Here is a 17,288-nt window from a genome sequence, read left to right as displayed (position 1 = left end):
GCGTTCCGGAAGGGAGCGCGGCGGTTTTGATTTGTTGGTGGGTCACGCAGCCGTTTCTCCAACACAGGTGTCATCACCCGCCTAGTGCGCAATTGCGCACAGGGGCGGGTGATCCAGTATTCCACCAGCGCCGGTGATTGAGTCGATAGGCCGCGGCGTACTGGATGCCCCGGACAAGCCGGGGCATGACAGCGGAGAATGTGGCGCGGCCAACGGCCACCATTGAACCCTCCGGCCCACCCCGGCGACCAACGCCAAGCGCCCGTGCAGCTACGGCCGGGCTCAGGGGACATTTCAGATGGAAAGCATTCGGCCCGACACCACGGACCCGATCCCGTTGCGGCCCGCGCCGAATCAATTCGGCACGATCATGCTGCGCTTTGTCGGGCTGCTGGCGGTTGCGATCGCCATCCTGGCGTTCGTCTATAGCCGCTGAGCTGCGGCCGGATGCCGGCCGCGATCGTTAACGAATTCTTACCGGGCCGCTTCCGCGGTCGAGGCTTCCAGCGTGTAGGCGCCATCGGCGTAGCCCTTCGCCACCATGCCCGCGACCAGCATCACGGCCAGCGTCGCGGTCGCGAAGATGAATCCAACAAATTTGAGTGCGCCGCGATCAGCCATGGTCCTCGTCCCCTGTCGTCTGCCTATTCGTTTCAAATAGACAGCGACAGGTTCATAATTAGTTAGCAACTGACTGGTTCCGCGAAACCGCTTCGCCGTAACCATGTTGCGCAGGCTTATGGCAGCCACCCGGAATCGCGTCCATAGCGCGCGGGCAACACTCGCTCGGTTTCTCCTCTCCCTCTCCCCGTTCTTACGGGGGCGCGACGAGCTTCGCTCGCGCTGAGAGGGTTGGGGTGAGGGCGTCTCTCCGTATAGGCGGCGGTCGAGAGACCTGTACCCCCTCACCCGAATTCGATCTGCGATCGAATTCGACCTCTCCCCGCAAGCGGGGAGAGGTGAAGGAACCGCGACCAGCTCGATCAATTCTAAATCACGCGCCCTTGCGCAGCGGCACGAAGGCGGAGGCGGTGATGGAATAGACCTCCTCGCCGCGCTGGTTGGTGCCGGTGGTGCGGGCCGTCAAAATGCCCCAGCCGGGACGGGAGGCGGAGGCGCGCTTGTCGATGACTTCGTTGACGTAAGCGACGGTGTCGCCGGCGAGCACCGGCCTGATCCAGCGCAGGTCGCGAAAGCCCGGCGACGGGCCCCACACCGCGACCTCCTCGCCGCGCGAGGCGGCCTCGCGTGCCAGGCGCTGGCCGTCGGCGACAAGCAGGCTCATGCAGGCCGAGCCGACATGCCAGCCCGAGGCCGCGAGCCCGCCGAACAGCGAGTTCTTGCCCTCCTCCTCGTCGAGGTGAAAGCGTTGCGGATCGAACTTGGCGGCGAAGGTCTTGATCTTTTCCGCGGTGAACGTATAGGCGCCGATCTCGCGGCGCTGACCGATCGCGATGTCTTCGAAGAACCGCATCAGGCCGCTCCCTCGCGCCGCTTGATCAGGATCGGCGAGATCATCTCGGCGAGCGCCTGCCCCGCCGCATTGCGCGCGGTGCATTTGAACTTGACGATGCCGAGCTCAGGTCGGCTCTTCGAGGCCCGCGCTTCCAGGACATCGACGTCGAGCGTGAGATCGTCGCCAGGCCGCAGTGGCGACAGCCAGCGCACCTCGTCGACGCCGGGAGATCCCAGCGACGCGGCGCGGGTGATGAAGCCGTCGGCCATCATCCGCATCATCAGCGAGCACAGGTGCCAGCCCGAACCGGACAGGCCGCGCAGCATGCTCTCAGCTGCTGCCGCCTCGTCGAGGTGCATCGGCTGCGGATCGAACTCGGCGGCAAAGGCCAATATCTCGTCGCGGGTGACGTGGCGCGGGCCGAACGTTCCGAACCGGCCAGGCGGGAAATCTTCGAAGGTCAGGGTCATCTCGGGAAAGCTTTGCGGGAATGACAGATTGTGGCCGCACTTTGCGGCAATCTCAACCCGCCGGCCCGCATGGCTCGTGCTACATACTTGAGATCGGCGTTGATTTGAGTCGGATCGATCGACGGCCGAAGCCCGATTTGAAGTCCCGATTTGCCTTGCGATTTGCCTTGGGGAGAGCAATGTTCTCATTCAGCGACCTGTTCCAGTGGGACCGCTTCATCACGCCGACGATCATCAAGACCTTCTACTGGCTGGTGATCGCGCTGATCTGCCTGTTCGGGCTCTCCGGCATCTTCTCAGGGTTGGCCGCGATGGCGATCAGCCCATTCGGCGGCTTCCTGGTGCTGCTGTCGTCGATCGCCAGCGTCGTGGTCGGCATCGTGTTCTCGCGCATCGTCGCGGAGCTGATCCTGATCGTCTTCCGCATCAACGAGCATCTCGGCGCGATCCGGGACCAGGGATCAGGGATGCGGTGATTCCCGTCATTCCGGGGCGCCTCGAAGAGGCGAGCCCGGAATCCATTGAGCCACAGAACAAGCGTATAGATGGATTCCGGGCTCGCGCTTCGCGCGCCCCGGAATGACCAGCTCCTACGTATTGAACCTGAAATGCATCACGTCGCCGTCGGCGACGACGTAGTCCTTGCCTTCGAGGCGGAGCTTGCCGGCATCGCGGGCACCGGCTTCGCCGCCGAGCGCGACGTAATCGTCATACGCGATGGTCTCGGCGCGGATAAAACCCTTCTCGAAATCGGTGTGGATCACGCCGGCCGCCGCCGGCGCCTTGGTGCCGCGATAGATGGTCCAGGCGCGCGCTTCCTTCGGGCCCACGGTGAAGTAGGTGATGAGGTCGAGCAGGGTGTAGCCGGCGCGGATCAGGCGATCGAGGCCGGCTTCTTCGAGGCCCAAGGTCTCCAGGAAGTCCGCGCGCTCGTCACGCGAGATGGTCGCGATCTCGGATTCGATCTTGGCGGAGATGACGACGGCAACTGCGCCCTCCTTCGCCGCCTGCTCCTCGACCGCCTTGGAGAAGGCGTTGCCGGTGGCGGCCGAGCCTTCCTCGACGTTGCAGACATAGAGCACGGGCTTGGACGACAGCAGGCCGAGCATCGAGAAGGCCCGCTCCTCCTCCGCCTTGCGCTCGACGAGGCGCGCGGGCTTGCCTTCGCGCAACAGCACCAGGGTGCGGTTGACGAGATCGAGCTGCTCCTTGGCGTCCTTGTCGTTGCCCTTGGCCTTCTTGGTGAGATTGTCGACGCGCTTCTCGAGGCTGTCTAGGTCGGCGAGCATCAGCTCGGTCTCGATGGTCTCGATGTCCGCGAGCGGGGCGATCTTGCCTTCGACATGGGTGATGTCGGAATCTTCAAAGCAGCGCACCACATGCGCGATGGCGTCGACCTCGCGGATATTGGCGAGGAACTGGTTGCCGAGGCCTTCGCCCTTGGAGGCGCCGCGCACGAGGCCGGCGATGTCGACGAAGGTCAGCCGGGTCGGGATGATCTGGCCCGACTTGGCGATGGCCGCGAGCTTGTCGAGCCTGGGATCGGGCACGGCGACCTCGCCGACATTCGGCTCGATGGTGCAGAACGGATAGTTCGCGGCCTGCGCCGCGGCCGTCTCGGTCAGCGCATTGAACAAGGTCGACTTGCCGACATTGGGCAATCCGACGATCCCGCATTTGAATCCCATGGTCTCTTCCAGTCTTCGCGCCGCGGGCGCGTGCGTGCGTTGAAGTCGTCATGCCCGGCCTCGTGCCGGGCATCCACGTCCTTCGCTCCGCGGAGAAAGAAAGACGTGGATGGCCGGGCATCTAGCGCAAAGACGCGCTTCGCGCTTTTGCCCGGCCATGACGGAGAGAGATCAGCTCGATTTCTCTCCGTTCTCGTCCTTGGTCAAAAACCCCTTCGCCTGCATGGCCAGATGCACCCTGTTGGCGAAGGTTGCGTCCGTGCCCTTGGCAAGCAGTGCGGCGTGCTCGGCCACCGCGTCGCAGAGCGTCGTCACCCATTCGTTGTCGGCCTTGGCGAAGTCCGACAGCACATGGCCGTGCACCAGCTCCTTGACGCCGGGATGACCGATGCCGAGGCGCACGCGGCGATAATCGTTGCCGATATGCGCCGAGATCGAGCGCAGGCCGTTGTGGCCGGCAATGCCGCCGCGGATCTTCACCCGCACCTTGCCTGGCGGCAGCTCGAGCTCGTCGTGGAACACGGTGGTGTCGCCCGCGGCGATCTTGAAGAAGCTCGCCGCTTCCTGAACGCTGCGTCCGGACTCGTTCATGTAGGTCGTGGGCTTGAGCAGGATCACGCGCTCGGGTCCGAGCGCACCTTCCGAGGTCTCGCCCTGAAAGCGGCGGCGCCACGGCGCAAAACCATGACGCCGCGCGATCTCGTCGACGGCCATGAAGCCGATATTGTGCCGGTTACGTGCGTATTTCGCGCCGGGATTGCCGAGCCCAACAAAGAGTCGCATGACGCGGCGCGCCCCCCGCTCGGCGCGCGGTCAAGGACCGCGCGCCAGCTTCGAGAGATTACTTCTTCTTGTCGCCGCCGGCGGGAGCCTTGGCAGCAGCGGCAGGAGCAGCAGCCGGAGCCGCAGCACCAGCGGCCGGAGCAGCCGCAGCGCCCGGGGCCGCACCAGCAGCGGCAGCCGCAGCAGCGGCCTTCTGCTCTTCGGCGTAACCGGACGGCGGCACGATGGTGACAAGGGTCGCGTCCTCGCGGGTCAGCGCCTTGACGCCGGCCGGCAGCTTGACGTCGGCCAGATGCAGGGAGTGACCGATCTCGAGCGCGCCGACATCGGCCTCGATATATTGCGGGATGCTCTCGACGCCGCATTCGAGCTCGATCGCGTGGGCGACGATGTTGACGGTACCGCCGCGCTTCACGCCCGGGGAGGTTTCCGCCTTCACCACGTGCAGGGGAACGCTGATGCGGATGGTGGCGCCTTCGCCCAGCCGCATGAAGTCGACATGGATCGGGAAGTCCTTGACCGGGTCGAGGTGATAGTCGCGCGGAATGACGCGGTGCTTCTTGCCCTCGAGGTCGATGTCGACCAGCGTGGTCAGGAACCGGCCGGCAAGGATGCGCTGGCGCAGTTCACGATCCTCGATCGAGATCGTCAGCGGGGGCTGGTTGTTGCCGTAGATCACTCCGGGCACTCGCCCGGCGCGACGCTCAGCCCGGGCGGCCCCCTTGCCGCTCTTCGGACGTGCGGTCGCCTTCAATTCCTTGACGGTCGTCGCCATGTCGTTAAGTCCTTGTTTTTGCAAAAGTTAATGGGCCGCAAGGCGGCCCATGGCATGGTCCACAGCAAGCCTCCAGGGGTGCGGGGGCCGCGGACGTGGCGGGCTTTTACCCGGAAGCTGCGGAAATGACAAGGAGAATAGGCTGGCACCCTCCCTTGGAGGGGGTTGGTCAGAGAGACCGCGCTTTACGACGTCGGGGTCCCCCCGAGCTTCGCCTCCAGCGCTGCGAGCCGCGCCTTCAGGGCTTCGTTCTCCTCACGCGCAAGGCGCGCCATGTCCTTGACCGCCTCGAACTCCTCGCGCTTGACGAGGTCCATGTCGCGCAGGAATTTTTCGGCCTGGCTGCGCATCACGGAATCGAACTCGCGCTTGACGCCCTGGGCAGCACCGGCGGCGTCGTTCATCAGGCGGCCGATCTCGTCGAAAAACCGGTTGTTGGTCTGGGTCATTGTGGGCCTCCGATAAACTTTGCGCGAACACGCAGAATGACAATGGCAATCCGACGGGGCCGGTTCAAGAGCGAAGCGGCGGTATCCTTGTCATGCGCCGGTTTCCTTGCAATCGTATTCAACGTCCCTGCATAAGAGGAATCACGGGGCGTCTGCCGGCGCCGACCGCCGCGATCCCGCTTGGACACAGAAGGCGCGATGCCGTTTCTGCTCATCGACTTCCCCGCCTTCAACCCGATCGCGCTCGAGATCGGTCCGTTCGCGATCAAATGGTATGCCTTGGCCTATATCTGCGGCATCGTGTTCGGCTGGCTTTATGCCCGCGCGCTGCTGAAGAGCGAACGCCTGTGGGGCGGACCCGCGCCGATCTCGCTGCTTCAGATCGACGACTTCATCCTGTGGGTCACGCTCGGCATCATCGTGGGGGGCCGCGCCGGCTACGTGCTGTTCTACAACCTGCCCTTCTTCATCGATCATCCCGCCGCGATCTTTAAGTTGTGGGAGGGCGGGATGTCGTTCCACGGCGGCTTCCTCGGCTGCGTCGTCGCGGTGATGTGGTTCGCCTGGCGCAATGGCATCTCGATCCTGTCGCTCGGCGACATCACCACCGCGGTCGCCCCGGTCGGGCTGTTGCTCGGACGCATCGCCAATTTCATCAACGGCGAATTGTGGGGCCGCGCCACCGACCCGAACCTGCCCTGGGCGATCATCTTCCCCAACGATCCGACGCAGTTGCCGCGGCATCCGAGCCAGCTCTACCAAGCCGGCATGGAGGGCATCCTGCTGTTCACCGTGCTCGCGATCATGATCCGGTTCGGTGCCTTGAAGCGCCCCGGCATGATCCTCGGCGCCTTCATCCTGGTCTATGGCCTGGCCCGCATCGCCGGCGAGCATTTCCGCGAGCCGGACGCGCAGCTCGGTTTTCTCTGGGGCGGATTAACCATGGGCATGCTGCTGTCGATCCCGATGCTTATCGTCGGCCTCATTCTTATTGTATTGGCAGTGAGGCGCGGTGCGCCGACGCCCGTCCAGGCCATTCGTTAATTCATTTCGAGAAGATCGCCGTGACCGACCAGCCGCTGCTCAACGAGATCAAGGCGCTGATCAAATCTTCCGGGCCGATGCCGGTCTGGCGGTACATGGAACTGTGCCTGATGCATCCGCGCTACGGCTATTACGTCTCGCGCGATCCGCTCGGGCGCGAGGGCGACTTCACCACGGCGCCCGAAGTCAGCCAGATGTTCGGCGAGCTGTTGGGGTTGTGGACCGCCTCGGTCTGGAAGCAGATGGGCTCGCCGCAGTTCCTTCGGCTGATCGAGCTCGGCCCCGGCCGCGGCACCATGATGGCGGATGCGCTGCGCGCGCTCCGCGTGCTGCCCCCGCTCTACCAGGCGCTCCACATCCACATGGTCGAGGTCAATCCCGTGTTGCGGGACCGGCAGAGCGCGACGCTCGCCAACGTGCGCAACATCGCCTGGCACGACAGCATCGACGAGGTGCCGGAGGGCCCCAGCATCATCCTCGCCAACGAATATTTCGACGTGCTGCCGATCCACCAGATGGTCCGGCTCGAGAACGGCTGGCACGAGCGCGTGATCGAGATCGATCCCAACGGCAAGCTTCAGTTCGGCGCGGCGCCGGAGCCGACGCCTCGCTTCGACGTGCTGTTGCCGCCCCTGGTGCGCGCCGCCCCCATCGGCGCCGTGTTCGAGTGGCGCCCCGACGGCGAGATCATGAAGCTTGCCACGCGCGTGCGCGACCAGGACGGCGCGGCGCTGATCATCGATTACGGCCACCTCCGCAGCGACGCCGGCGACACGTTCCAGGCGATTGCGCGCCACACCTTCGCCGATCCCTTGAAGGCGCCGGGCCAGGCCGACGTCACCGCCCATGTCGACTTCCAGGCGCTGGCGCGCGCGGCCGAGGACGTCGGCGCGCGCGTGCATGGGCCGGTCACGCAAGGCGACTTCCTCAAGCGGATCGGCATCGACACCCGCGCCGCCGCCTTGATGCAGAAAGCAGCGCCCGACGTCGCCACCGACATTTCGGTGGCGCTCAAGCGCCTGACCGATACCGGGCGTGGCGGCATGGGCTCGATGTTCAAGGTGCTCGGCATCTCGGAGCCGCGGCTGGCAAGCCTTGCCGGCCTCAGCGATCTCGAACAGACAGGAGAGGCCTCATGACGATAGCTTCGTCGCTGCTGTCGGCCGTGCCCGGCCTGCGCCATGCCTTCTTCACCCGCGAAGGCGGCGTCTCCGGCGGCATTTATTCCGCGCTGAACGGCGGGCTCGGCTCCAACGACGATCAGACCCTGGTCGCCGAGAACCGGCGCCGCATGGCCGAGCATGTCGGCGTTGCGCCCGAGCGCTTCCTCAGCCTGCACCAGATCCATTCGCCCGACGTGCTGGTTGCCGAGGCACCGTGGCCGAGCGGGCCACGGCCGAAGGGCGATGCGCTGGTGACGAAGACGCCAGGCATCGCGCTCGGCGTCTCCACCGCCGATTGCGGGCCGGTGCTGTTCGTCGATCCCCAGGCGCGCGTGATCGGTGGCGCGCATGCGGGGTGGAAGGGCGCACTGACGGGCGTGCTGGATTCCACCATCGCGGCGATGGAGCAGCTCGGCGCCACGCGCGGCGGCATCATCGCCGCGATCGGCCCCTTGATCCGCCAGGACAGCTACGAGGTCGGCAACGAGTTCGTCGCGCGCTTCATCGAACAGGATGCCGAGAACACTGTGTTCTTCATCCCCTCGGTGCGCGAGGGCCACGCGATGTTCGATCTCGCCGGCTACATCCGCAAGCGGCTCGAGGCCGCAGGCATCCTGATGATCGACGATCTCGGCCTCGATACTTACGCCGACGAGCGCTTCTTCAGCTATCGGCGTTCGGTCCATCGCAAGGAGCCGGATTACGGCCGTCACGTTCACGCGATTGCGCTGGATGGGTGAACACAGGGGCAACCCCGTGTCATTCCGGGGCTCGCGAAGCGAGAACCCGGAATCCATCGTGCGGCAATTCACGCGGCGAAATGGATTCCGGGTTCGATGCTTGCGCATCGCCCCCGGAATGACAGTGGGGATGTGTCGCGCCTGCCCTAGACCTTAATCGATTTTAACGATATCGCTGCCTTCCATAATGAGGGACGCGTCATTCATCTTCCGCCGCGCGGGTTCGCGCGTGCTGGCGGTCATGCTGCTGGTGGCGGCGGCCGCGCTGGGCGGCTGCGCCGGCGGCGGCGGCAGTGCCGCCAATTCCTATGCGATGGCGCCGAGCGCCGGCAGCGGGGCCACTATCGCCTTCGAATCGATCGACGGGCCACCTCCGCAAGTGTTCGACCGCATGGTCGGCGTGCTCGACAGCGAATCCAAGCTGCGCAGCCTGTCCGTGGTCTCCCGCGAAGGTACGGCTGCCTATCGCGTGCGCAGCTACCTCTCCGCCCAGGTGGTGCGCGGCAAGACCGTGATCGCCTGGGTCTGGGACGTCTACGACGCCAACCAGCAGCGCGCGCTGCGTCTCTCCGGCGAGGAACCGACCTCGGCCAAGGGCGGGCGCGACGCGTGGTCGGCTGCCGACGACCTCGTGCTGCGGAAGATCGCCCAGGCCGGATTCAGCGGACTTTCCAACATGATCAACGGAACGCCGGATGCACCCGGCGCGGCTCCGGCATTGCGGGGACCGGCGGTGGCCAGCGTCGTCAAGGACGCTCCCGCGCAGGACATGCCGGCATCAGCGCTCGGCTATGCCGAGCAATAACCCCCGCGAAACCACGGCCTCAACTTGCGGCCAAGCCGTTGGCCCGACTCAGGATTTTCGAAGGGAAAACGTAGCATCCCGGGTTGCCATTGCGGCCTTCCGCCTGATATTTCCTCGCCCGTCGTAACCGTGCTGCCAGCGGGTATTCTCAGATGTTGAAGGTCGTATCCAGCAAAGCGCGGGAGGAAGCGTCCATGTCGGCCAAAAACGGCTCCATCAAGCTCGTCGCCGGCAACTCCAATCCGGCCCTCGCCCAGGCGATCGCGCAAGGGCTCGACCTGCCGCTGACCAAGGCGGTGGTGCGGCGCTTCGCCGACATGGAGATCTTCGTCGAGATCCAGGAGAACGTCCGCGGCTCGGATGCCTTCGTCATCCAGTCGACCTCGTTCCCCGCCAACGACCATCTGATGGAATTGCTCATCATCACCGACGCGCTGCGCCGCTCCTCGGCGCGCCGCATCACCGCAGTGCTGCCCTATTTCGGCTACGCAAGGCAGGACCGTAAATCAGGCTCGCGCACGCCGATCTCGGCCAAGCTCGTCGCCAACATGATCACGCAGGCCGGCGTCGACCGCGTCATGACGCTCGACCTGCATGCCGGCCAGATCCAGGGCTTCTTCGACATCCCGACCGACAACCTGTTCGCCGCGCCGCTGATGGTGCGCGACATCAAGGACAAGTTCGACCTGACCAAGACGATGGTGGTCTCGCCCGACGTCGGCGGCGTCGCCCGCGCGCGCGGCCTCGCCAAGCGCATCAACACCCCGCTCGCGATCGTCGACAAGCGCCGCGAGCGCCCGGGTGAATCCGAGGTCATGAACGTGATCGGCGACGTCTCCGGCCACACCTGCATCCTCGTCGACGACATCGTCGATTCCGGCGGCACGCTGGTGAACGCGGCCGATGCGCTGCTCGCCAAGGGCGCCAAGGACGTCTACGCCTACATCACCCACGGCGTGCTCTCCGGCGGCGCGGCGGCGCGCATCGCCGGCTCCAGGCTGAAGGAGCTGGTGATCACCGATTCGATCTTGCCGACCGACGCGGTGACCAAGGCGCCGAACATCCGCACCCTGCCGATCGCCAGCCTGATCTCGGATGCGATCGCGCGCACGGCGGCGGAAGAATCGGTGTCGAGCCTGTTCGACTGATTTGATCTAGCACCGTCATTCCGGGGCGGCGCGTCAGCGCCGAACCCGGAATCCATCTTGCAGCAATCCGTGTCGATCAATGGACTCCGGGCTCGCGCTGCGCGCGCCCCGGAATGACCATTGCCTACCCCACGATCCCCGCTGCGACCTGGCCGCGCAGGCGCTCCAGGCCGTGCAACGTCTCCGCGCAGGCGGTCGCGACCTCGACGCCCTTGATCGCAAAGTGCTTGCGGAAGAAATCGTAGTGCACCTCGGTCTCGTGGAATTGCTGCGGCGTCAGCACGGCCGAGAACACCGGCACCTCCGTGCGCAGCTGCACGTCCATCAGCGCCTTGATCACGGTGTCGGCGACGAATTCGTGGCGGTAGATGCCGCCGTCGACGACGAGACCGGCCGCGACGATCGCGGTGTAGCGCCGCGTCTTGGCGAGGACCTGCGCGTGCAGCGGGATCTCGAACGAGCCCGGCACCTCGAACACGTCGACATGGGTGAGGTGGCGGGCTTCCGCCTCCTTCATGAAGGCGATGCGGGCTTCCGCGACCACGTCGCGGTGCCAGCAGGCCTGCACGAAGGCCACCCGCTGCGGCTTGGCGAAACGCGGATGCGCAGGGGCCGGATCCACGGGAACCGGCGGCGGCGTTTGGGACGTTTCGTTTTGGGGGTCTTGCAGCATCTGATTCATGGCTTTCCTCGGTTTAAGGACCAGAATCAGGGCACACGGAACGACAAACAGCCGCACCTTGCGATGCGTCTGCCAGCGACCGTTCTCTTTCATCCGGACTTTAACCGTCGGCTTCGGAGTTGCACCGAATCTGCTGACCCTTCCGTTCGGGATAGCCCTCGCGGAAGGCGCTCGCGGGCTTGGGCCGTTCGGCCCTTACCGCCGGTGGGGACTTTCACCCCGCCCTGAGAACATCGGCCGTCCGGGATGAACGGCCTATCACGAAATATGCCGCCGCCGGGCAGTCGCGGCAAGCATGTTCCGCATGGGCCAAGCGCATGGTCCCATGCCCGCACGGCGGTCCGGCCCTCGCCTCACGGAATTTGCGGCGAGCTTTTTTGCCGAATCCGATTCCGGTTTGTTCTCGTCCGTTAAGAATTGTGGCGGAGATGAGCTGTGGACGAACGAGTCCTGGCTTGTGGACGGACTCGCGACCCCGTTGCGCAGATTCCGCAAATCACATCACTTGATCCGCGACAGGCCTGCGCTGATCCGAGGGATCGCAACAGCGACTCCGAGGGGATTGCAAAGGCTGATCCGAGGGACGCCGCAGCGACGTTTTAGGGAGTGCGCGCCGGGCCCAACCGCGTGCGTATCAAAGACAACAAGAAGGCAAGAGGTCGAGACGGCATGTCCCTGCTCGAAGGCACTATCGATTCCAGAAACCATCCGCTCGCGGTGGTCGAGGACATCGCCGCCAGCAACAACTGGCCGTTCGAACGCTCCGGCGAGGACGAGCTCACGATTGTCTCCAAGGGACAATGGACCGACTACCAGCTCTCCTTTACCTGGATGGGCGAGATCGAGGCGCTGCATCTGGCCTGCGCCTTCGACATGAAGATTCCGCCCGCGCGCCGCGGCGAGGTGCAGCGGCTCGTCGCCGCTGTCAACGAGCAGCTGTGGGTCGGCCATTTCGACCTGTGGACCACCACCGGCATGGTGATGCACCGCCAGGCCTTGGTGCTGCCGGGCGGCCTCACCGCCTCGCCGGCGCAATGCGAGGTCATGCTCGCCGGCGCCATTCATGCCTGCGAGCGCTACTTCCCCGCGTTCCAGTTCGTGGTGTGGGCCGGCAAGAGCACGGCGGAGGCGATGGACGCGGCAATGTTCGATACGGTCGGAGAAGCGTAGGGCCTCCCAAGGCGCGAGGGCGGCAGCTCCCTCCCCACGTCATCCCGGACAAGCGCGCCCAAAGCGCGCGCAGATCCGGGATCCAGACCGCGTGATTTCGCTTGTGGCACAACGCTTGTTGCTCTGCCCTCCGTCCATTAGAACGGCCTGTGGTTATGGGTCCCCGCCTTCGCGGGGACGACACCGAGTATTTGGCGACACCGATGGCGAACAGCACCCTCCAAAACGTCACCGGCACAATCCTGCTTGCCGGCGCCGGCAAGATGGGAGGCGCGATGCTGACCGGATGGCTTTCGGGCGGACTCGATCCGCGCCGCGTCGCGGTGATCGAGCCGCACATTGCGCCCGAGATCTCCGCGCTGGCCGCCAAGGGCGTCGTGCTCAATCCTGATGTGAGCGCCGCCGGCGCCGTCGAGACGCTGGTCGTGGCGGTGAAGCCGCAGATGTTCCGCGAGGCCGGCGCCAAGCTGAAGCCGTTCGTCTCGGAGAAGACGTCGGTGGTCTCGATCATGGCAGGCACCACGATCGCCTCGCTCCAGGAGGTCTGTGGCGGCGCCGTGGTGCGCGCGATGCCGAACACGCCGGCAGCGATCGGCCGCGGCATCACCGTCGCTGTTGCCGCGAACAACGTCAGCGCCGCGCAGCGCGCGGTGGCGGATGCGCTGCTGCGCGCCACCGGCTCGGTCGAATGGGTCGAGGATGAAGGATTGATGGACGCGGTCACCGCCGTGTCCGGCTCGGGCCCGGCCTATGTGTTCCTGCTCGCTGAGGAGCTCGCCCGCGCCGGCGTCGAAGCGGGATTGCCGGAGGCGCTGGCGACCAAGCTCGCCCGCGAGACCGTCGCCGGCTCCGGCGAGCTGCTGCACCAGTCGGAGCTGCCGTCCAGCGCCCTGCGCCAGAACGTCACCTCGCCCGGCGGCACCACGGCCGCCGCGCTCAGTGTGCTGATGGGCGAGCCGGGCCTGCGCGAACTCATGATCCGCGCCATCGCCGCGGCCACGCAGCGGTCGAAGGAATTGGCGAAGTAGACGGATCAGAGCGCTTCGGCGGCCGAATGCGCGGCGATCCCGGTCGTTGCCGATAGGGAGAGCAATCGTGAACCTCTACGCGAAACTTCTCGAACGACAGGCCGAGCGGCGCCCCATCAAAATCGGACTGATCGGGGCGGGCAAGTTCGGCGCAATGTATCTCCATCAAGTCCTGCGTACGCCGGGCGTCCATCTCGTTGGAATTGCTGACCTGTCCCCATCGCGTGCCCGCGAAAACCTGTACCGGGTGGGGTGGCGCCCGGAGCAGTTCGCCGCGACCTCACTCGGGGATGCTCTCAAGTACGGCACGACCTTCCTGACCGACGACTGGGAAGCGCTTGTGAAGTGCGAAGGCATCGAGGTGATCGCAGAGTGCACCGGCAATCCTGTCGCGGCGGTCGAGCACTGCCTCGGCGCCTTTTCTGCAGGCAAGGCCGTCATCAACGTGACCGTCGAAGCCGACGCCTTCTGCGGACCGATCCTCGCGCAGAGAGCCAGGCAGGCCGGCGTGATCTACAGCCTGGCCTATGGCGATCAGCCGGCTCTCGCTTGCGACCTCGTAGATTGGGCGAGGGCCTGCGGTTTTCCCGTCGTGGCAGCGGGCCGTGGCCACAAATGGCTGCCGCATTACCGGGAATCGACGCCCGAAACGGTCTGGGATCACTGGGGATTGTCTGCAGAGCAAGCTGCGCGCGGGGGCATGAATCCAAAAATGTTCAACGCGTTCCTCGACGGCTCCAAGCCTGCGATTGAATCTGCCGCGATCGCGAACGCAACCGGCCTGGAGGCGCCCTCGCATGGCCTTGCATTCCCACCGGGATCGGTCGACGACATCCCCACGCTGATGCGCCCCCGTTCGGAGGGCGGCATCCTGGAATCCAAGGGCCAGGTCGAGGTCGTATCCTGCCTGACGGCCGAAGGCAGGCCCATCCCCAACGACATCCGCAAGGGCGTGTGGGTCTGTTTCGAAGGCGACAGCGATTACATCCGCAACTGTTTCCAGGAATACAGCGTCGTCACCGATCCGAGCGGTCGTTACATGAGCTCCTACAAGAAGTGGCATCTCATAGGGCTGGAGCTTGGAATTTCAGTTGCCTCGATCGCTCTGCGCAATGAGGCGACAGGCGTCGCCACGACGTTCAACGCCGATGTTGCTGCCACAGCCAAGAAGGACTTGCGCGAGGGAGACATGCTCGACGGAGAAGGTGGCTACACCGTCTTCGGCAAACTGACGCCCGCCAGCACCTCCCTTGAAAAGCGCTATCTGCCACTCGGGCTTGCGCACAATGTGCGATTGACCAAGGCGGTAGCCAAAGACACCTGCATCACCTGGGCGGATGTGGCGATTGACGAGAGGCTGTCTGCCGTGCGTCTCCGCAGGGAGCAGGAAACGTCGTATTCGTCTCCAAAAGCGCGGAAGCTGGATTAGGCGAAATCCACAGCCGCGTTAAGCCCCGAGCCGCTTGTTGAACATCTCGACATTGACGAGCCCGCGGGCGTGGCGGCCTTCGCCGAGCTTGCGCGGGCCCTCGAATGCCTCAACCTCGAAGCGAATGACGCGGCGCTCGACCGCGACCACCTTTGCAGTGGTCCGCACGGTCGCACCGACGAGCGCGGCGGCAAGATGGCGGATGTCGACCTCGGTACCGACAGTGACCCAGCCCGGCTGAAGCGCTGAGCGGATCGCATCACCCGATGCCATCTCCATCTCCAGGATCATCATCGGCGTCGCGTAGACAAAAGGCATGCCTGACACGAAATGCCCGACGGTGCGCTCCACCGGGACCACCAGCGTGCGCTCGGCGCTCATGCCTGTTGTGATGAAGTCGCGTGCGTCCATGGACCCCTTACACTCAGTGTCGTCCCGGACAAGCGCGCCTTAAGCGCGCGCAGATCCGGGACCCATAACCACAGGATCAAGTTTGGCGAAGGCTCGGAGTTACCAGCTGGCCCAATACCACTCCCTGTGGTTATGGGTCCCCGCCTTCGCGGGGACGACAGCGGTGAATGCAGAACCGTCGACCGCTACTTCTTCGCCGCCGCCGCACGCTCCACGAAGGTCTTGCCGCCCTTCATCTTGTGACGGAGCGGGGCTTCGTTGATCTGGATGACGACGGCATCGGCATCGACGCCGAGATTCTTCACCAGCGCCTGGGTGATGTCGCGCATCATGCCGGCCTTCTGCTCGTCGGTACGGCCTTCGGCCATGCTGATGGTGATCTCAGGCATTGTTCTCTCCCTGCTGCTGTCGTCATGGCCGGGCTTGTCCCGGCCATCCACGTTCTCTTCTATCAAACAAGACGTGGATGCCCGGGACAAGCCCGGGCATGACGCGGCCTGCGAATAGCTAGCCCCACTTCACGTCATGGCGGCCCAGGACCTCGCGCACTTTTGCGACGAGATCGGCTTCGCTGCACGAGAACTGCGCCGGCCGGGTCTCGCGCCATTCCTGGTTGGAGGCGATCGCAGCGGCCGCCTTGGCGCCCTCGATCAGGTCCTTGACCTGCACTTCGCCGCGCGCCTTTTCATCCGAGCCCTGGATGATGACGCAAGGTGAGTTGCGGCGATCGGCATATTTGAGCTGGTTGCCCATGTTCTTCGGGTTGCCCAGATAGAGCTCGGCGCGGATGCCCGCGGTACGCAAGCTCGCGACCATCTTCTGGTAGTCGGCCACGCGGTCGCGGTCGAACACGGTGACGACGACCGGGCCGAACTCGGGCCGCGTGTCGAGCTTGCCGAGCAGCGTCAGCGCGGCCTGCAGCCGCGATACGCCAATCGAGAAGCCGGTTGCCGGCACCGGCTCGCCGCGGAAGCGCGAGACGAGGCCGTCATAACGCCCGCCGCCACCGACCGAGCCGAAGCGCACCGGGCGGCCCTTCTCGTCCTTGGTATCGAGCAGGAGTTCGACCTCGTAGACGGGACCGGTGTAATATTCGAGGCCGCGCACGACCGAGGGATCGATCTTGATACGATCCGCACCATAGCCCGAGGCCGTGACCAGTTTTGCAATCTCTTCCAGCTCGCTGACGCCGGCCTGACCGACTTCGCTCTTGGTGAGATAGGTTTCTGCCGCGGCAATTGCTTCTTTCCAATCTTCGCGCGGCTTGGTGATAGCGAGAACAACATCGGCTTCCGCCGCGCTCAAATTGGCGCCTTTGGTGAAGTCGCCCTTGCCTTCCTCGCCGCCATCCCAGCGTCCGGGACCGAGCAGCTTGCGCACTTCATCGGCGGAAAACTTGTCGAGCTTGTCGATCGCACGCAGCACGGTCAGTCGGCGCGCCGCATTCTCTTCACCCGCGAGGCCAATGGCTTCCAGAACGCCGTCGAGCACCTTGCGATTGTTCACCTTCACCAGGTACTGGCCGCGCGCGATCCCGAGCGCCTCCATCGTGTCCGCCGCCATCATGCAGATCTCGGCGTCCGCCGCTGGCGTCGCCGAGCCGACCGTGTCGGCATCGAACTGCATGAACTGGCGGAAGCGGCCGGGGCCGGGTTTCTCGTTGCGGAAGACGTAGCCAACGCGGTAGCTGCGATAGGGCAGCACCAGACCATCGGTGCCGTAGCGCTCACCGACGTAGCGGGCGAGCGGCGCGGTCAGATCGTAGCGCAGGCTGATCCATTGCTCGTCGTCGTCCTGGAACGAGAACACGCCCTCGTTCGGACGATCCTGATCCGGCAGGAATTTGCCGAGCGCGTCGGTGTATTCCATCGCCGGCGTCTCCACCGGCTCGAAACCGTAGAGCTCGTAGACGGCGCGGATCTTCTCGACCATCTCGCGCGTCGCCCGGATCGCGGCGGGGTCGCGATCCTCGAGCCCGCGCGGCAGACGCGCCTTCAGTTTCTGGGGTTTTTTGGGTTTCTCGGCCATGCGCGGCGTTTACCAGCCG

At 65.1% G+C, this 17,288-nt stretch carries 21 protein-coding genes and 1 riboswitch; of the genes, 10 read left to right on the top strand and 11 right to left on the bottom strand.

Annotated features, from left to right (window positions below; all coding sequences use genetic code 11):
• The first annotated feature begins 298 nt into the window (after window positions 1-298).
• Window positions 299-436 (top strand): hypothetical protein, encoded by a 138-nt coding sequence (locus I6F31_RS23915; protein ID WP_007614812.1) that lies wholly within the window; start codon window positions 299-301, stop codon window positions 434-436.
• Between the two features lie 38 nt (window positions 437-474).
• On the opposite strand, the gene I6F31_RS23910 is transcribed toward I6F31_RS23915, so the two are convergent.
• The 3 genes from I6F31_RS23910 to I6F31_RS23900 form a co-directional block, all read right to left on the bottom strand.
• Window positions 475-621 (bottom strand): hypothetical protein, encoded by a 147-nt coding sequence (locus I6F31_RS23910; RefSeq protein ID WP_036009412.1) that lies wholly within the window; start codon window positions 619-621, stop codon window positions 475-477.
• Window positions 622-994: 373 nt separating this feature from the next.
• Window positions 995-1,474, bottom strand: coding sequence for a MaoC family dehydratase (locus I6F31_RS23905; RefSeq protein ID WP_225147377.1), 480 nt, complete (start codon window positions 1,472-1,474; stop codon window positions 995-997).
• On the bottom strand, window positions 1,474-1,926 hold the full coding sequence (locus I6F31_RS23900) for a MaoC family dehydratase (protein WP_057027688.1): 453 nt from the start codon (window positions 1,924-1,926) through the stop codon (window positions 1,474-1,476). Before I6F31_RS23900 ends, I6F31_RS23905 begins: the two co-directional genes overlap by 1 nt.
• A 179-nt stretch (window positions 1,927-2,105) precedes the next feature.
• Between I6F31_RS23900 and I6F31_RS23895 the strand changes: the two genes are divergently transcribed.
• Window positions 2,106-2,402, top strand: a complete 297-nt coding sequence (locus tag I6F31_RS23895) for a DUF4282 domain-containing protein (RefSeq protein ID WP_028134403.1) — start codon at window positions 2,106-2,108, stop codon at window positions 2,400-2,402.
• Window positions 2,403-2,516: 114 nt separating this feature from the next.
• Here I6F31_RS23895 and ychF read toward each other — a convergent pair whose 3' ends face one another.
• The 4 genes from ychF to I6F31_RS23875 form a co-directional block, all read right to left on the bottom strand.
• On the bottom strand, window positions 2,517-3,614 hold the full coding sequence (gene ychF / locus I6F31_RS23890) for a redox-regulated ATPase YchF (protein ID WP_036009406.1): 1,098 nt from the start codon (window positions 3,612-3,614) through the stop codon (window positions 2,517-2,519).
• A 171-nt stretch (window positions 3,615-3,785) separates the two neighbouring features.
• The gene (pth, locus tag I6F31_RS23885; RefSeq protein ID WP_225186198.1) at window positions 3,786-4,397 is read right to left on the bottom strand and encodes an aminoacyl-tRNA hydrolase; all 612 of its coding nucleotides are present in this window, start codon (window positions 4,395-4,397) and stop codon (window positions 3,786-3,788) included.
• 58 nt (window positions 4,398-4,455) lie between these two features.
• Complete coding sequence (locus I6F31_RS23880; protein ID WP_225115004.1) at window positions 4,456-5,172, bottom strand: 50S ribosomal protein L25/general stress protein Ctc; 717 nt, start codon at window positions 5,170-5,172, stop codon at window positions 4,456-4,458.
• A gap of 185 nt (window positions 5,173-5,357) precedes the next feature.
• A complete protein-coding gene (locus tag I6F31_RS23875) occupies window positions 5,358-5,621 on the bottom strand; it encodes an accessory factor UbiK family protein (protein ID WP_057027684.1) in 264 nt (87 codons plus the stop codon).
• Between the two features lie 198 nt (window positions 5,622-5,819).
• Between I6F31_RS23875 and lgt the strand changes: the two genes are divergently transcribed.
• The 5 genes from lgt (at window position 5,820) to I6F31_RS23850 (ending at window position 10,521) form a co-directional block, all read left to right on the top strand.
• Entirely contained in the window at window positions 5,820-6,665 is an 846-nt protein-coding gene (gene lgt / locus I6F31_RS23870) for a prolipoprotein diacylglyceryl transferase (protein WP_225186197.1), read from the top strand.
• Window positions 6,666-6,685: 20 nt separating this feature from the next.
• Window positions 6,686-7,804 (top strand): SAM-dependent methyltransferase, encoded by a 1,119-nt coding sequence (locus I6F31_RS23865; RefSeq protein ID WP_225151014.1) that lies wholly within the window; start codon window positions 6,686-6,688, stop codon window positions 7,802-7,804.
• Window positions 7,801-8,568: a peptidoglycan editing factor PgeF gene (pgeF, locus tag I6F31_RS23860; RefSeq protein ID WP_225151012.1), complete on the top strand. Its 768-nt coding sequence runs from the start codon at window positions 7,801-7,803 to the stop codon at window positions 8,566-8,568. Before I6F31_RS23865 ends, pgeF begins: the two co-directional genes overlap by 4 nt.
• 187 nt (window positions 8,569-8,755) lie before the next feature.
• The gene (locus I6F31_RS23855; protein WP_225140470.1) at window positions 8,756-9,373 is read left to right on the top strand and encodes a hypothetical protein; all 618 of its coding nucleotides are present in this window, start codon (window positions 8,756-8,758) and stop codon (window positions 9,371-9,373) included.
• A gap of 194 nt (window positions 9,374-9,567) precedes the next feature.
• The gene (locus tag I6F31_RS23850) at window positions 9,568-10,521 is read left to right on the top strand and encodes a ribose-phosphate pyrophosphokinase (protein WP_036009398.1); all 954 of its coding nucleotides are present in this window, start codon (window positions 9,568-9,570) and stop codon (window positions 10,519-10,521) included.
• Window positions 10,522-10,645: 124 nt separating this feature from the next.
• On the opposite strand, the gene I6F31_RS23845 is transcribed toward I6F31_RS23850, so the two are convergent.
• Window positions 10,646-11,203 (bottom strand): 6,7-dimethyl-8-ribityllumazine synthase, encoded by a 558-nt coding sequence (locus I6F31_RS23845; protein WP_036009395.1) that lies wholly within the window; start codon window positions 11,201-11,203, stop codon window positions 10,646-10,648.
• A 77-nt stretch (window positions 11,204-11,280) separates the two neighbouring features.
• Window positions 11,281-11,439, bottom strand: a riboswitch (FMN riboswitch).
• 433 nt (window positions 11,440-11,872) lie between these two features.
• Here I6F31_RS23845 and I6F31_RS23840 point away from each other — a divergent pair.
• The 3 genes from I6F31_RS23840 (at window position 11,873) to I6F31_RS23830 (ending at window position 14,830) form a co-directional block, all read left to right on the top strand.
• Window positions 11,873-12,373 (top strand): YbjN domain-containing protein, encoded by a 501-nt coding sequence (locus tag I6F31_RS23840; RefSeq protein WP_036009392.1) that lies wholly within the window; start codon window positions 11,873-11,875, stop codon window positions 12,371-12,373.
• 203 nt (window positions 12,374-12,576) lie between these two features.
• Window positions 12,577-13,401: a pyrroline-5-carboxylate reductase gene (proC, locus tag I6F31_RS23835; protein ID WP_036009371.1), complete on the top strand. Its 825-nt coding sequence runs from the start codon at window positions 12,577-12,579 to the stop codon at window positions 13,399-13,401.
• 67 nt (window positions 13,402-13,468) lie between these two features.
• Window positions 13,469-14,830 (top strand): flagellar basal body P-ring biosynthesis protein FlgA, encoded by a 1,362-nt coding sequence (locus tag I6F31_RS23830; RefSeq protein WP_036009368.1) that lies wholly within the window; start codon window positions 13,469-13,471, stop codon window positions 14,828-14,830.
• An 18-nt stretch (window positions 14,831-14,848) separates the two neighbouring features.
• Here the strand turns inward: I6F31_RS23830 and I6F31_RS23825 are convergent, their stop codons facing one another.
• The 3 genes from I6F31_RS23825 to hisS form a co-directional block, all read right to left on the bottom strand.
• On the bottom strand, window positions 14,849-15,241 hold the full coding sequence (locus I6F31_RS23825) for a thioesterase family protein (protein ID WP_036009365.1): 393 nt from the start codon (window positions 15,239-15,241) through the stop codon (window positions 14,849-14,851).
• Between the two features lie 185 nt (window positions 15,242-15,426).
• Window positions 15,427-15,681 carry a tautomerase family protein gene (locus I6F31_RS23820; protein ID WP_275498569.1) on the bottom strand — a complete coding sequence of 85 codons (255 nt, stop codon included), beginning with the start codon at window positions 15,679-15,681 and terminating at the stop codon, window positions 15,427-15,429.
• Between the two features lie 67 nt (window positions 15,682-15,748).
• Window positions 15,749-17,269: a histidine--tRNA ligase gene (gene hisS / locus I6F31_RS23815; RefSeq protein WP_225186196.1), complete on the bottom strand. Its 1,521-nt coding sequence runs from the start codon at window positions 17,267-17,269 to the stop codon at window positions 15,749-15,751.
• Window positions 17,270-17,288: the final 19 nt, after the last annotated feature.

The sequence above is a fragment of the Bradyrhizobium sp. NBAIM01 genome, from assembly GCF_020194115.1.
Taxonomy (GTDB): Bacteria; Pseudomonadota; Alphaproteobacteria; order Rhizobiales; family Xanthobacteraceae; genus Bradyrhizobium; species Bradyrhizobium yuanmingense.
This window is presented reverse-complemented; position numbering and strand designations above follow the sequence as displayed.